The following is a 15,141-nucleotide window of genomic DNA, read 5'->3' as shown; positions in this document are numbered from 1 at the left end:
GTCTATGTTTACCGCCTTGATTGCTGAAGACAGCAAGCCGATACTACGTAATATCAAGGCGCTTCTCGAATCATCGGAACTGCCGATTCAGATCGTCGCAACCGCCTATAACGGGGAAGAGGCACTGGATTATATGAAAAAGCAGCCTATCGACATCCTGATTACCGATATCCGGATGCCCAAGCTGGACGGACTTGGACTTATCGAGCAAGCGAAGAGGCTGCATTCGTCGCTAAAAGTAGTGCTTATCAGCAGCTACAGCGATTTTGAATATACGCGCAAAGCGATTAATTTACAGGTGTTTGATTATTTGCTGAAGCCTGTAGAGCGGAACCAATTGATTGAGGTTATGGAACGGATCGTTGATTCGCTCGCAGAAAAGCTGGAATATAGCCTTGATCCCTTGAAGTCGATTGTGCCTGCTGCATCTCTATCAGGCTTGCGTCTTGGACCACAATTTCATGAACAATCTATTTCGCTGTTTCTGATTGGAAGGCAGCCGTTTAGCCCAAATTTGGGCAATTGGAAGACGGAAATGCTGCAAACGGTGCTCCAAGCCGTTTGCGAGCCGCAAAGCTGCTGGCTGTTTCCTGCTAAGGATTCGGACCGTTATATTGTTTTTGTCCAGTCCGCTTTGAAGGAGCGGTTCACTACAACGATTGATTGGATGGAATCCATTGAACGTCAGCTGCTAAGTGTTGATATTGAAATCGCCATGGCGGGCCGATTCCAGCCAGTTGATATGAACCAGCTGCAGCTTCAATATGACAGATTGAAATATTTACTCGATCAAGAAACGCTGCTTGATAAAAGAGTGCTGCTGGATACGGATTATCGCATTCCTGAACAAGTAGGGAAGGAAGAGATTATTAGAAGCTTTACCGATATGATCGAACAGCGCCAGTCACAGCCATTCCTGATGAAGCTCCGTGAGTATCTGCAAATCTCCTATAACGAGCATACCCGTTATTACGATTTGGCGAAGCTTGTAGCCGCGATCGGAGATGCTTTTGTCCATGCTTTGCCGAGCAACGGACCGGAGGAAAGGCTGGCAGCGGCAGTAGCTGTCAAAGAAATGTTGGAGTTGGGCAGCTACCAGAGATTCTGTGAGCAATGTCTGGACTGGTGTGCCCTCAACTTTGAACAGCTGCAATTGCGTAACCGGAAAAGCGGAGAAGAGTTGTTTGAGCAGATGGATGCTTACGTGCAGCTCCATAAATTTTCGCAGCTTTCCATCAATGATCTGGCTGCCAAATTCCATGTCAGTGCGTCATATGTGAGCCGGATCATAAAGCGTTATACGAACACAACATTCGTACAATATTACATGGAGCTGAAGATCGAGGAAGCCTGCAAGCAGCTGTGTGCTAAGCCAGATTTGAAAATCAAGGAGCTCGCAGATGCGCTATCCTTCTGCGACCAGCATTATTTCTCCCGTGTGTTCAAGGATCATACAGGATTAAGCCCTAGCGAGTATAAGGAGCAGCATGCCGGCTTAGAGAGCTTGTTGGAATAGAATCTAAACGAAAGAAGTGGTGGAAGGATGGATGGATTATCCTTGCACCGCTTCTTTTTTTCTTATAAAAAACGAAGAGGATTCAAATAAGAGATTTAGATTTGCTTTTCAATTATACGAAACTTTTCCCAAATTATGGAGTAGAATAATAGATTCATAAATTGGGAGGGATATGGAAATTGAAGTTATTATCGTACAAATCTAAGTTCTCTGTATGGTCGAAAACAATCGCTGCATCGCTCGTCGCATTTACCGTGCTATCCTCGTCAGCTTTGGCGGCATCGCCTCAGACGTCGACAGCCGCACAGCCGGCCGCGTTAAACGCGGACTCGGCAACCGCATTTTTGGACAGTTTTTTTAAATCAGATGCGGCCAAGCCTTACTATGTTGGGGCATCTGTTGTAGTTGTCAAGGATGGGGAAGTGGTGGCTCAAAAGGGATACGGTGTTACGGACCAAACAACTGGGAAAGCTGTCGATCCGGCTTCCACTGTCTTCCGTGTCGCTTCTGTTTCTAAGACTTTTACGGCAGCAGCCGTCATGCAGCTTGTGGAGCAAGGTAAGATCAAACTGGATGAGAACTTCTTGACTTATCTTACGGGGTACACAGTTGAAAATCCATTCGATAAGCCTGTAACCGTAGCGGATCTGCTTACACATAAGTCCGGGCTTGATGTTCGCGAAGTTCAGGCGGAAGACATGTTGCCAGGCAATCTCGGCAAAACCTTCAGCATGGACGATTATGTCCGCGAGCATATGCCGCCAGTCGTCCGTGAGCCAGGTACGGCGTACATGTACGACAACTTTGGTTATTTGCTGCTTGGGCTGATCGTGGAAAAGGTGAGCGGAGTGCCTTTTGAAAAGTATATGGACGAGAAGGTATTCGGGCCGCTAGGTATGGATAACAGCGGGTTTCTGCTGGATGGCGCACTGAAGGATAACCTGGCGACCGGTTATACTGCGGCAGGAGCTCCGGTACCATTGTACGGCCTGAAGCCAACCGTCCTGCCGGAAGGGGGCATGCTGTCGACGGCGGAGGATGTCGGCAAGTTTATGATCGCGTTCCTAAATGGCGGAGCAGCGGGGTCAAGCCGCATTTTGTCCAAGGATACGGTAAACTCGATGGAGCAATACCGTTCCTTTATCCATCCGCTGCTGCCGGACACGACGTATGGCTTTGAAGCGCCATTTCAGATTCCGGGAGCGGGCGCAAGCTCCAAAATTGTGACCAAAGCTGGTGATATGACCGACTTCAGCTCGTATATGTTCCTTATCCCAGAGAAAAATACCGGCGTATTCCTTACTTACAACAAGCAAGGCCCGTTACGCAACCTATTTTACCCGCAATTTATCCAAACCTTCTTCCCGCAGTATGCGGCTCCTGCCGACCTGAAGGATTACACGCCTCAAAGCAGCGAAGAGCTTAGCCGTTTCGCAGGTTATTACGCCGATATCCGGTCCAAGGTGCTGGTGTCGGGAATTAATGACGATGAAAGCGCGCTGACGATTAGCGATTCGTATCTGGGACCGCGCACGCTGAAGCAGGTTGACGATAATTTGTTTATCGATGATTTGACGAAGCAGTTCACCGCCTTTAAGTTGGACGGCGATGGCAAGGTTCTGTATATGAAGGAGCCGTATTTGAACCCGCTTGGTTATGCCCAAAAAGGCGCGGAAGCTTCAGGATTTGCCGATGTGGACAAGGATCATCCGTATGCCAAATATATTTTCATGCTGCAATCGCTTGGTTATTTGCCCAATGATGCGTTGCAGGTGAATTTCCATTCGGAAGAAGGGGTTACGCGCGGACAATTCGTGCAGGACGTGCTTTCAATGTCCGGTGTACAAGCTCAGCAGTTTGACACGTATGCCTTTAACGATATTAAGGATCATCCCGCAGCGCCGTACATACAGGTTGCTGCTATGATGGGCATGGTAAAAGGAGACGGTAAAGGTAGCTTTAAGCCGGATCAGGTGATCAGCCGCGAAGAAGCGGCCGCGATGATTCAACGCGTATTTGTCCTGCAATATCCAAAAGTTTCGTTCAATGATGTGAAATTGTCCGGCAAGACCGATCCTTGGGCTGTTCCTGCGGTCCAAATGATGGTGGCACTTGGCATCTATGGTCCAGAGGTCACGAAAGCTGCCGACGGCACGTTCAATTTCCATTCGAAGGAAGTATTAAATAAAGGCGAGGAAGCAGCTATTCTTTATTCGCTTATGCTTCAGCCAACCGACCTGATTGTAGCCAGCATGCAGCAAAACGGCGTGAAAACGCTCGTTAAGGACGCTGCTTAACGGTAGTGAAGCAACTTATAAAGCAGCCTCCCGCCGGGAGTTCCGCGCGTATCGATCAGATCGGTGCGGCTTCCTCGGAGAGGCTGCTTTTTTTGTTTTTAACTTACTGACACTATAGCTAACTTTCACATCAATACATGCTGTACTACTACTAATGAATAACTGTACCAACAAAGAAAACCCGCTAAGCACAAGGCTTAGCGGGTTTCTGTTAGTATGATCTGTAGTGGGCTCGAACCACTGACCCCTACCCTGTCAAGATAGGCTACCATGACATCTGAGGTTTCCTCTTGTTAACTAAAGTTCTAAAAATGGCTAACTATCACTTTGAATCAGCCCAAGAGGTAGCCTCGAGTTACCTTATATATACTGTTGTATGTGACCAATAGTGTGACCATTATGATTCCTAATTATCGGTAACTTCCGCTCCAGGTGCTGCCTGAAGTAATTCCACAACCACATGCTGTTCGATAAGAGCAAATGATTCATGAAATATCTGTTTGACTATTCTTAACCAATTACTACTAATATCAATCCAGTTATCTGTCCAGTTCGAGTTTATGTAACGATATGCACGATATGGTTTTTCGCTAGTAGGGGCACGATATCCAAGAATGTCCTCTATACAATTAGTTAACAGGTAGCACTTTTCTGCTTCACCTACAGCTTCTAGTATAGGTGCATTGAATATCTCTGCTCCTACAGTCCCTGTATCTGCATCGTGAATAACAACAGGATTAATCCCCATACTTTTAAGGTATTTAACGAGTGAAATTATAGTTGCTTTGCCTCTAGCTTTAATAATTTGCCAATTGCATTGAATATCTTTTCGGACCTCTAAAGGGAACCGAGCGATTGTTTCCCTTAACACTAAATCCTCAGTGTCACCTTCAATTATTAGCACGTGTTTAGCAAAGAAAACTCTGGCAATATGATCATCAATTTTTAACAACATTTTCACATAATGTTTATCGTTATCTTGCAACAGGCTAAATGATCGGCTTGTATTGAATGGATTACAACGAACCTTTTCAGTATTGAGGGTATGCCCATTAATTTCAAGGGTAGAGTGCTCTAATGCTAGGCTGTTTAATATTTGCAATGGTCTTTTACTAAGGTCAATCATATACGGTGAATGAGAGGTGCATACAATTTGATTTTTATCAATTGAAGCAAGATCATAAATGGTATCTCTCATCTGTTGTGCCGCATTAGGATGCAGGTATATCTCAGGTTCTTCAAAACCAATAATTAATGGGCGTATTAAAGTATGATCATGACTTCTGTTCTCGCGTAAATTTCTGTATCTTAATAGTGCAAATACCGCTGAACGAACCATTCCAGTACCTTGCAGCGCAACGGGTGTAACAATATTGCTGAACATGGATATTTTAAATTGTGGTTTGATTACCTTGTCTGCATCGGATAATTGCGTCTCCGCTTTTAGACCAGTATTCGGAAAAACATCTCTCATTACAGAGTTTAATTCAGTCATCATTTTTCCAAATTCACTCTGCTCATCCGCAGGATCAAGCTCTTGTGCGAGAAGATTTAAATATCTTTGAGCTTCCTGATAGTGTGAGGATGCTTCTCTGACATCATTAAAAAGTTCATTTAAAGTAGAGTACAGTGCACCTGACGTTTCTGAAAGCTCGGTTGCTTTATCCTGTGCAGGAATAAATAAATATTTAGGTAGTTTTTGAAGGACTATACCTGGAATTCCACCTGGGTTTCTGAACCATTCTTCATTCTGTTCGTCGTAATTGTACAAATCTTCTAATTCTTCAATTAACTGCAAATTTTTTGCTGACGGTCTTCTATTAAAATCTGAACCACTTAGCTTTTCCATGATTTCAGAAATATCAAGACCTGCTTCGATGTATTCATTAATTGTAGAGCAATTTTCGAACTGTTCTTTTTTGCTTCTTACTTGTTGCCTCAACTCGACAACATAATCAGTATTTAGCTCAAAAGTTTTTCTGTAAATAATTCTTAAACCCGAGACCTCATTCTCGTGATACGATAAAACTCGTGACTTGAATCCCTTCCATGCTCGAGCTTCCTCGGGAACTCCCCTAAACTCAGCAGTGAGGACAATTTTATCAGCAGCTCGAATATTACCAACTTCGCCATCACCTAAAACGTGAAAAAATTCATTTTCAGGTATTTTTTTTATATCATTCAGAAGATAGTTAAGAGCTGACAAAATAGAACTTTTACCTACGTTATTTTCACCAATTAAGAATGTTGCGTCAGAGAAAAACACTGTCGTATCTACATGTCTTCGAAATCCTTCAAGCCTTAAGCTGTGAATTTTCATATGAACACCCTCTTAGTTTTATAAGGAAAATTCTAACAGAGTGGTCAATAATATACCATAGAAAAAAAGAAACCGCTTTATAGCGGTTTCTTTTTGATTAGTTGCTTAAAATGACTTTCAATAGATCATAAATCTTTTTCTTATCCTGCATTGATAATTTTCTATTATTAAAGGATAAACTTAGTTTTTTATTGTTCAATAACTCTTCTAGTATGATGTTGTTTTGAGTTACTTGGATTATGAAATCTGAACCGAAATTATTTATATAGTGTAGAACATCATCAATAAGTATTGTTTCTCTTCGTTCCAATAGTCGAATATCTTTGATTTCATGGTCTTGTAGTCCAAGTATTAGGTAGTCAGTTGTTACCTCGAACGTTGTAGCCAATTTGTAAAGGTCTTCTGGATCAGGATCTGTATATTCTCTTTCCCAGTTTGATATAACTTGAGATGAAACTCCTATTTTTTCAGCTAAGTCCAATTGAGTCCACTTTGATTTTTTCCTCAATTGTTTTATTCTTTTGCCCACTCCATATTCACTTTCACCTTGTTCAAATAGTTGTTTTATATCCAATCGTAAGAACCCTCCAATTGGTTAGTATATTAATTTTCATTTTATCATTTGTAACGGTTTTTTTGAAACATTAAAATCAATCTCTTGAAATTAACCAAATCCGTTAGTATAATGAAATTAACGCTTTCCGTTAATATTAACTAACCCAATCCGTTAGTGGATGGAATGAGGTGAATAGCACTGGATATAAATTCTATACTTGGAATGCTAGATGAAGTTGAAAAATATTTATCCCAATTAAGTAAAACCAGAGCAATACAAGCAGTATCTGAGAAGAAGGTTACAAATTCTATTGTAAGACTTCGGCTTAGCTTGCAAAGCGAAGCCGATACCAGTAAGGAACGATAGTGACGCACTGGCTTGGCCTTTATATGGAGGGCAAGGTGTGCAAGGCTGGCTTGCCGGTCAGGTCTCTCTGAGCCTGACCGCAATGCCTGACTGGCACGGCTTGCGGAGGCTCCATGTAAAGGCTGAGGCGGGTAGCACTGTCGCCCAGCAACTATATATCATGCTGGGTGCAAATTACATCAGGAGGAGGCTTAGAGCCTTGATAATAAAGGCAATTGACACTTTAGAATTTGGTTTAAATATTGAATGTTATTTTAGCAGTTTTAAGCCATACCTAGAGCAGTTCAAGTATTTAAAGGAGAGAGCACAAAAAGAAGGAAAGGAACAACACATTAATATCGGAGGAATAGAACTAACAGTTCATGCTTCAGGTCAAAGGTTTTATGCTTATCGACTTTCTTGCAATGATTTTCTGATCTCTTTTATGGAGAAGGAGATGAATTCTAATTCTCCAGTTATGGTTCGTTTCTTATCTTCGTACTTATGGTCATATGGTGTCATAGAAGCGTATGCAAAGTTTATGAAATGGTTTGAAACATTATCGTTAAAAGTCATCTCGTCAAGTTTGTCTAGAATTGATCCATCTCTTGATACTGATGAAATGAATTTTACTCAAAACGATGTTAAAGGTGTAGTAACAAGAGCAAAAGGGAAAACAGAGCATTTTGTAAACGAAGAATATACACATGGTAGAACGTTCAGCGGTTTTACTATTGGCAGGGGAAAGCCGATGTTAGCTAGGATTTATAACAAGACTTTAGAAGTGAAAAAATCTGGGAAGATATGGTTTCATCAAATATGGCTGGATAATGATTGGGACGGTTCAAGTGATATTTGGAGAGTTGAGTTTCAAATTCGGAGAGAAGCGTTAAAAGAGTTTGGTATTCCTACTTTTGAGACATTCATTGAAAAACAAAATGAATTATGGGCTTATTTGACCAAAGAATGGCTTACTATAAGAAATCCATCTAAAGATAACATTTCGCGGTGGAAAATAAAGAGGAAGTGGAAGTTAATTCAAGACGCAAAAAACGATTACTCTGCAGAACCATTGATACGAGAGACAATAAAGCAAGGGAACTTAGTAAGACTTCTTGATCAAGCTGCTGGTTTACTAATGTCAGTTGCTGCAATTAGTGATCATGAATCAACTAGTGAGACATCGAAAGTCTTACAGTCCTGGTGCGATACAAAGCTCGCATATAAGATGAAATCATTCGATATTGAAAAAACACTAAGACAAAGTAAATTCCTAAACTTCGATTAAAGGAGAAATCACAATGACTGATGAGAACATCCCACAGGTACTCGATGTAATACATATTCAGAATATTTTAGGTATTGGCAGAAGACAGGCGTATGAACTTGTGAACTCAGGACAATTTCATGTTGTAAGAGCAGGGAAAAGAATTAAGGTCGCAAGAGAAGTGTTTCTTTTATGGCTTACAGGATCGACAGATAAAATCTTAGTACCATCAATTCTAGTTTAATGAGGAGCGAGATGTATATGAGTAAGGTGACGGTTAGAACTAAAGACGAAGTATTAATTGGTGTAGTTGTAGAACCCGATAAGAATAGTGTATTTGGATTAATTGGTTCGGATGGAATATGGCTAAAAAGAGAAAAGAGAATTTCTTTTATTGCTCATTCTGAAATTATTGAGATAAAGCCTACTACTATACTCGATAAAGAAATTGATAATAGGATTAGGTGATTATGATATGGCAGGTTCTGTTAGGAAAGAAGGGAACAAGTGGTATTACGTCTTAGAACGCACTGAGAATGGGAAAAGAAAACAAAGTAAAAAAAGAGGCTTCCATACTAAGAAAGAAGCTCAGAGAGCTCTTGTAGAGGCGCAGAGCGCTTTAAACAGCGGTACTTTTGTAAAAGCATCAAAGCTCACCGTAGCAGATTATCTACAGGAGTGGATGAACGATAAACAACATACCATCGGAAGGGAAACAGCAAAAATTAATTTAATCTACATTAGAAATCACATTATACCAGTAGTCGGAAAAATAGCATTAGACAAACTAACGTCATTGGACGTTCAACGGTTAACTACAACAATGTTTGAAAAAGGACTAGCCTCATCTACGATAAAACGAACATTTAATATTATCAATACTGCACTGAATAAGGCTGAGAAAATGCAATTGATAACTAAAAACGTTGCCTCATTAGTGGACAAACCTAAAGTGAAGAAAAAAGAATTAGAAGTTTGGAGCCTTCATGAGATACAACAATTTCTAGATGCTGCTAAGGCGAGTAGATATTACATCGCATTCCACTTGGCAATTTTGACAGGGATGCGCCAGGGAGAAATACTTGGACTTCGATGGCAGGATGTTGATTTCGAAAATGGTAAGATTCTTGTGCGTCAAACATTAAGCCACGATGGGAAAGATTTCAAGGTCGGCGCAAAGACTGTTTCTGGGAATCGCTCAATATCTATTGATCCAACAACAGCAGATTATTTACTTCGACACCATAGAATTATGGAAAATGAGAAGCGTTTAGCAATGGGGGTATTCGGTGAGAAGGGGCTTGTCGTTCATACAAGTACAGGTAATCAACTCATCCCTAGAAATTTAATGAGAGAATTCAAACAACTGTTAGTTAAATCTAATGTTCGAAAAATTACATTCCATGACTTGCGTCACACACATGCTTCCTTATTGTTAAGTCAAAATGTTCATCCTAAAATAGTGTCTGAACGATTGGGGCACTCATCAATAAAGTTAACATTAGACACATACTCGCACTTGTTACCTAACATGCAGAAAGAAGCAGCAGAAAATTTAGCTAATTTAGTATTCATTTAAGACGTTCTGTGACCAATATGTGACCAGTACCTGAAATTCGATTATGATTAAAGTAATGTGTTTTATCAGTAATACAAAAAAAGCCTTGATTTCTCAAGGCTTTCGACATTTTAAGTTATGGTGATCTGTAGTGGGCTCGAACCACTGACCCCTACCCTGTCAAGATAGTGCTCTCCCAGCTGAGCTAACAGATCACGTGAGTGATAGATATTAATATATCAGCATCCAAAATGATTGTCAACAGAATTGAAATACAAATTTAACATACTTTAAAACTTTTCTGAGCATAAAGTCGCTACCATTTCGTGAACTTGTGTGATACATTTTGTAACATAAAAAAAGGTACGTCAGGGGGGTTATGATGAAGCGATATGAGGAGCTCGACTCCTTAAGAGGACTAGCTGCTTTAAGCGTGGTGTTTGGTCATTTCATAATGATCTTGAGTGCGGTAACGTGGATAGATGCTCTCAATGAGACACCGCTTCGAATCATTAATGGGGGGGCACGAGGCCGTTATCTTTTTCTTCGTGCTTAGCGGCTTTGTATTGTCACTTCCCTTTTATTCGAATAAAAAATTCACTTATTCCAACTACATAGTGAAACGAATTTGCCGAATTTATTTTCCGTTTCTGATAATAATGCTGTTCAGCCTGCTACTCTATAAGCTTGTATATGTTCCGAATCAGAGCTTTGATGGTCTTCAGTTAGAATGGTGGACGGAACCCTTAACCTTAAATACAGTGCTCCGTCATCTGCTGCTCGTTCCCGAGTATTCGGAAACGGCAATTAATCCAGTCGTATGGTCCTTAACGCAGGAGATGCGGATCTCTATTATTTTCCCGCTGCTGATGATATTCATCATTCGGTATGGATGGAGGATGAATTTAACGTTTGCGATTAGTTTGTCCCTGTTGTCGTATATTGGGAATATGGTATTCAACTTAACTAATCAAAACCCGATCTCGACGAATTATCTGTACACCTTGCATTACATGGGGATGTTTATGGTAGGTGCATTATTAGCGAAGAATAGGGAGAAACTTATTCGTCGAATGAGCAGCTTGCCTCGGTCGATAAAGCTAGCTGTACTTGCAGGAGGGCTGCTCTGCTACACTTATGCCGGTATCAGTGATACCGTTGTAACTAAGGTGATGAAGATAGAGGGGGCATGGTTGAGCCTCGCGGCTGACTGGGGAATCGCAATGGGGGTGGTATTACTCATCATGTGTGCGTTGACCATAAACGGGTTGTCTCTAATGCTGCATAGGAAGCCGATCGCTTTTTTAGGGAAAATATCTTACTCACTTTATTTGCTTCATGCCGTTCTTCTATTGACTTTTATATATCTGCTTCATACTATTATGCCAATATGGGCGATTGAAATAATTGTAATATTAACCTCCCTAATTGGAGCCTATGTTTCTTATCGGTTGCTTGAATTGCCTTCTATGAAGCTAGGGAGAGATTGGACATCAAGGAGAAACAGACATGAAGATGAGCAGACAAAACGCAGAGCACTACATATGGGGGGACCAATGTGACGGGTGGCATTTGCTAAAAGCGCAGGATCTAAGTATTATCCATGAGCGTATGCCGACAGATACCGCCGAAGCAAGACATTATCATGAAGAGTCACAGCAGTTTTTCTTTGTGCTTGAGGGGACGGCGACAATTGAGATTGCCGGTGAGGTGCATGAGCTGCATCAGCATGAGGGAATTCATGTTGCTCCACATATTCCGCATCAGATGTATAATAAGTCGGACAGTGATATCCAGTTCCTTGTGATTTCAAAACCAACGACAAGGGGAGACAGATTCCCTGCATAAGACAACCGCCATCGTACCTTGCCGTACGGATGGCGGTTTTTTTGTATTCAGGAGATTGAGCTGTAAACTCTCGTTCCCCGAGGTTGGTTCCCGTGTTCATCAGGTTCTACAGTGATACCAATCGAATCAAAAGCAAAAGTTTCGCTTGCAACAGGCATAGCTAATACGCCAATGCCTTGCTCATCAACACGGAAAGTACCTGCGCTATCCTTCTCACCGGAATGGTTCAACCATACTTGATAAACCGAATCACCCTTCGAAGCGGGCGCACCAAATACATAAACAACAAATTGTTTGTTGCTTCCGTTATCGACGATACAAGCGACAGCATAAGAGGAGGCCACGTCTTCAGACATAGGCTTTAAGGAAATGAGCTCATTTATCTGGGATGCTGAGACGGATAAAGCCTTCTCAATTGGAATAATCGCTGCGCTGCTGCGGTTGTTATAGAGATTTATATTCCATGCCGTACCCGCGATAAAGACGGCTAGTATTGCGGCTGCTGCTGCACCCCATGTAAGCTTCCGGAAGGACCGCTTGGATGCAGGCGGCGTAACGGTGGCGAGAGCGGCATCCATGACCTGCTGCTTCAAATCGCCAGGTGGATCGATCAATTCCATATCGGAAGGGAGGGAGTCCCATACTAAGCGCAGCTCTTCCAATTCGGTCTGACAAGTCGGACATCCTGGAAGATGCCGTTCAAAAGCTTTTTTCTCTTTATCGGAACAAACGCCGGATATATAGTCCAGAACATATTGGCATATCGTCGCATTTTGCTGCTTCATGATTGCTCTCCTTCGGCTACAAGATGCCTGCGTAATATTTTTAACGTCTGATGCAGACGATTCTTAACCGTTCCTATCGGCTGATTATAAATGGTCGCAAGCTCGCTTATGGTGTAACCCTGCCAGTAGAAATGCTCAAGCAAATGAATTTGCTGCTCTGACAAGTTGCCGTAAGCACTTCTGATTTGGTCCTTCACGGAGCTGTTTAGCAGCGCTGCTTCCGGTGTGGCCGTTACATGATCTGGGATCCGATCGAGTTGCTCTTGTTCGACCTGAATGAGAGCAGCATTGTCTCTACGTCTTTTGCGCAGCCAGTCGGTTGTAATATTACGAGTGATCGTCAGCAGCCAGCTGGAGTACCTTCCCTGTTCGGGATTATAGACCGATTTGGTCGTCCATAATCGCATAAAAACAGCCTGTACGATTTCTCTGGCGACACTTTCATCCTTTAACGTTTTCCAGGCAAAGGAATACACGAGAGATGAGTATCGGTCATATAAAATCGAAAGCGCCTCGCTCTGCTTGCTCTGCACGAGCAGCATCAATTGATGATCCGTAAGCTCCCGCATACGATAATGACCTCCACGATTGAAAGATAATATAACTCTATTCTACTAAAAACAGGGATAACCCCATATGGTTATCCCTCATTTCATTCTATTTATCCGAGACGACAATCGTTGCCTGCATCCCTGGATGCGGCATGCAGTGGTAGGCAAACTCACCAGCGTCATCAAATGTTACGGTTTTGTCTTCATTTTCTGCGAGCAGACCGGTGTCAAAGGAGCTGTCGTCTGCGGTTGCGCTATGTTTCATTTCATCCTTGTTTATAAAAGTAACGCGGTCTCCTGACTTGATCTCCAGCTTGGCGGGGGAGAAGGCAAAATTCGAAATCTCAACGACATATTCCTTGCTTCCGTCCTCAGCAGAGGATGCCTTATCATCAGGTGAGCTCTTTGGATGATCCTCGATGGCAGCACTTGGTGATGCGTTAGAATCATCGTCATCTGAGCGTCCGCCATGATGATCATCATGGGATGGAGAAGGAGATGGCGCTGGAGAAGGTTTTGGCGATGTTGTCGCTAAAGCTTGCGGCTTTGCTGTTGGTGTAGCTTCCGAGGTTGCCGCTGGCGCCTCCGTTGGTTTTGCTAATTCATGCTGTATATGTTCATCGCTTGGTGCGGAGGATGAAGGACTTTGGCTTGGCGTAACAGCTGCCGTTTCCTCCGATGGTGATGATGATGAGGGTGCTTTTTCCACTGAATTGCCGCATGCTGCCAGAAGAAGCACGAATATTAGTCCGGACAACAAGGTTAGTAAACCTTTATGCTGCTGTTTCCATTTCATCGTCCATCCCTCATTTCACAATAATAGTTCCCGTCATAAACGACTTGTGCAGCTCGCAAAAGTAACTATATGTTCCTGTCTTATCTAGCGTAATCGTGTAGGATTCTCCGGTTTTCAGCATAGGTACTTTAAAGCTGCCGTCAACAGCTACTGCGTTATGTTCCATCTCATCATAATTGGTGAAGGTGATCTTGGAGCCAGCTTCAACGGTTAAGGGCTCTGTCCCGAACGAGAACTGTTTGATATCAATTTGATACGATTTCACTTCTGCTGCCATTCCTTTAAAGGTAGAAGGATCAATGACAAACCATACTTTATTGACGTTTTGACCTAGTACATCACCTGGCTTCTTATCCTGGATAAAGGTGTAGATCGGGTAACCTTTATAAGCCCATTGCTTTGTTCCGTCAGTGCGTGTGATGGTAGAGAAATCTGCTTTGTTCAGGGAGGCAGGAATCTGAAGTTCGTCGGATTGGAAGATAGGCCAATTGACGAGGCATTGTCCCTGGCAAGCGTTGATGTTATCAGCGTCCTTCGTGAAATAGTACAAAGTCATACCGTTGTTATCGGTCAAATAAGTACCTAACTCTTTATGGCTTCCTAGCTGAATTCTCTTGCCTTGAGGGAGCATTGCCGATTGCGGGATGATACCTTTCTGCTGGAGTGCAACAAAAAGCGAATCGCCTTGCACGGTAGGAACAGCCAAGGCTTCAATGAGTGCTGTAGCCAAATGAGCATTGGTCAAGAGGTTGACCGCTGCAATAGAAGCCATCCCTTTGGAAGCAGCGAAGGTCAAGGTGTCGGAATAAGCAAACTCGGACCCGGAATGGAAGCCGATATTTTCGAGCAGTACTTTGTACAGCTGTTGGGAGCTGATTGGATCATTAGGATGGAAAGTGCCATCTGGATTGCCAGACCAGCCTAATTCAGAATGCTGTTTCAAATAGGCGAGGATAGGTTCATTTGATTTGCCGGCTTTGTCTGCATCTTTAAAGTTAGAAGCTGGGGTAAACGCCATCGCTTCTTTCAGATTTCCGTTCAGGCGTAAAGAAATAATGGCAGCTTGCATGCGGGTGGTTTGTTTCAAGAGGTAGGTATCATTTACACCGGTGCCATCGCCAAGCAGCAATCCCAGCTTGGCTGCCGTCTCTGCATCCGTTGTGACAGAAGCGGAAGCGGATGGTTGGTCAGCCGCAGATACACCAATTACTGAAGATAATAAGCCGGTTAAGAGTACAGCCAAAAACATAAACATCATAAATCGTTTAGTTGTCATCATTAATCCTCCTTAAAGAATGATCG

General features: G+C 42.6%; 14 protein-coding genes and 1 tRNA gene. 8 read left to right on the top strand and 7 right to left on the bottom strand.

The annotated features are described in order from the left end of the window. Positions 1-4: 4 nt before the first annotated feature. Together AC0YNT_RS18425 and AC0YNT_RS18420 are read left to right on the top strand one after the other, a co-directional pair. Positions 5-1,516 (top strand): response regulator transcription factor, encoded by a 1,512-nt coding sequence (locus AC0YNT_RS18425; RefSeq protein WP_475805950.1) that lies wholly within the window; start codon positions 5-7, stop codon positions 1,514-1,516. A 179-nt stretch (positions 1,517-1,695) separates the two neighbouring features. Next, positions 1,696-3,813: a serine hydrolase gene (locus tag AC0YNT_RS18420; RefSeq protein WP_475805949.1), complete on the top strand. Its 2,118-nt coding sequence runs from the start codon at positions 1,696-1,698 to the stop codon at positions 3,811-3,813. Positions 3,814-4,219: 406 nt separating this feature from the next. Here AC0YNT_RS18420 and AC0YNT_RS18415 read toward each other — a convergent pair whose 3' ends face one another. Both AC0YNT_RS18415 and AC0YNT_RS18410 read right to left on the bottom strand, forming a co-directional pair. After that, positions 4,220-6,133: an ATP-dependent nuclease gene (locus AC0YNT_RS18415; RefSeq protein ID WP_475805948.1), complete on the bottom strand. Its 1,914-nt coding sequence runs from the start codon at positions 6,131-6,133 to the stop codon at positions 4,220-4,222. A 97-nt stretch (positions 6,134-6,230) separates the two neighbouring features. Further along, positions 6,231-6,707, bottom strand: a complete 477-nt coding sequence (locus AC0YNT_RS18410; RefSeq protein WP_475805947.1) for a helix-turn-helix domain-containing protein — start codon at positions 6,705-6,707, stop codon at positions 6,231-6,233. 385 nt (positions 6,708-7,092) lie between these two features. Between AC0YNT_RS18410 and AC0YNT_RS18405 the strand changes: the two genes are divergently transcribed. Genes AC0YNT_RS18405 through AC0YNT_RS18390 form a run of 4 tightly spaced genes read left to right on the top strand, consistent with a single transcriptional unit; the run spans position 7,093 to position 9,880 of the window. Further along, on the top strand, positions 7,093-8,322 hold the full coding sequence (locus AC0YNT_RS18405; RefSeq protein WP_475805946.1) for a replication initiation factor: 1,230 nt from the start codon (positions 7,093-7,095) through the stop codon (positions 8,320-8,322). A gap of 13 nt (positions 8,323-8,335) precedes the next feature. Further along, entirely contained in the window at positions 8,336-8,545 is a 210-nt protein-coding gene (locus AC0YNT_RS18400; RefSeq protein ID WP_475805945.1) for a helix-turn-helix domain-containing protein, read from the top strand. A 17-nt stretch (positions 8,546-8,562) separates the two neighbouring features. Then, on the top strand, positions 8,563-8,769 hold the full coding sequence (locus tag AC0YNT_RS18395) for a hypothetical protein (RefSeq protein ID WP_475805944.1): 207 nt from the start codon (positions 8,563-8,565) through the stop codon (positions 8,767-8,769). A 7-nt stretch (positions 8,770-8,776) separates the two neighbouring features. Further along, positions 8,777-9,880 (top strand): site-specific integrase, encoded by a 1,104-nt coding sequence (locus AC0YNT_RS18390; RefSeq protein ID WP_475805943.1) that lies wholly within the window; start codon positions 8,777-8,779, stop codon positions 9,878-9,880. A 118-nt stretch (positions 9,881-9,998) separates the two neighbouring features. On the opposite strand, the gene AC0YNT_RS18385 is transcribed toward AC0YNT_RS18390, so the two are convergent. Next, positions 9,999-10,074: transfer RNA gene (locus AC0YNT_RS18385), tRNA-Val, on the bottom strand. A gap of 276 nt (positions 10,075-10,350) precedes the next feature. Here AC0YNT_RS18385 and AC0YNT_RS18380 point away from each other — a divergent pair. Both AC0YNT_RS18380 and AC0YNT_RS18375 read left to right on the top strand, forming a co-directional pair. Then, positions 10,351-11,421 carry an acyltransferase family protein gene (locus AC0YNT_RS18380; protein WP_475805942.1) on the top strand — a complete coding sequence of 357 codons (1,071 nt, stop codon included), beginning with the start codon at positions 10,351-10,353 and terminating at the stop codon, positions 11,419-11,421. Continuing rightward, positions 11,369-11,707, top strand: coding sequence for a cupin domain-containing protein (locus tag AC0YNT_RS18375; protein ID WP_475805941.1), 339 nt, complete (start codon positions 11,369-11,371; stop codon positions 11,705-11,707). Before AC0YNT_RS18380 ends, AC0YNT_RS18375 begins: the two co-directional genes overlap by 53 nt. A 47-nt stretch (positions 11,708-11,754) precedes the next feature. Here AC0YNT_RS18375 and AC0YNT_RS18370 read toward each other — a convergent pair whose 3' ends face one another. From AC0YNT_RS18370 to AC0YNT_RS18355, 4 genes are all read right to left on the bottom strand, one after another. Next, on the bottom strand, positions 11,755-12,492 hold the full coding sequence (locus AC0YNT_RS18370) for an anti-sigma factor (RefSeq protein WP_475805940.1): 738 nt from the start codon (positions 12,490-12,492) through the stop codon (positions 11,755-11,757). After that, positions 12,489-13,061 carry an RNA polymerase sigma factor gene (locus AC0YNT_RS18365; RefSeq protein ID WP_475805939.1) on the bottom strand — a complete coding sequence of 191 codons (573 nt, stop codon included), beginning with the start codon at positions 13,059-13,061 and terminating at the stop codon, positions 12,489-12,491. Before AC0YNT_RS18365 ends, AC0YNT_RS18370 begins: the two co-directional genes overlap by 4 nt. 88 nt (positions 13,062-13,149) lie before the next feature. Beyond that, positions 13,150-13,839, bottom strand: a complete 690-nt coding sequence (locus AC0YNT_RS18360) for a cupredoxin domain-containing protein (protein ID WP_475805938.1) — start codon at positions 13,837-13,839, stop codon at positions 13,150-13,152. A 10-nt stretch (positions 13,840-13,849) separates the two neighbouring features. Next, entirely contained in the window at positions 13,850-15,118 is a 1,269-nt protein-coding gene (locus AC0YNT_RS18355) for a plastocyanin/azurin family copper-binding protein (RefSeq protein ID WP_475805937.1), read from the bottom strand. Positions 15,119-15,141 lie beyond the last annotated feature (23 nt).

The sequence above is a fragment of the Paenibacillus sp. J22R56 genome (assembly GCF_056269375.1).
This window is presented reverse-complemented; position numbering and strand designations above follow the sequence as displayed.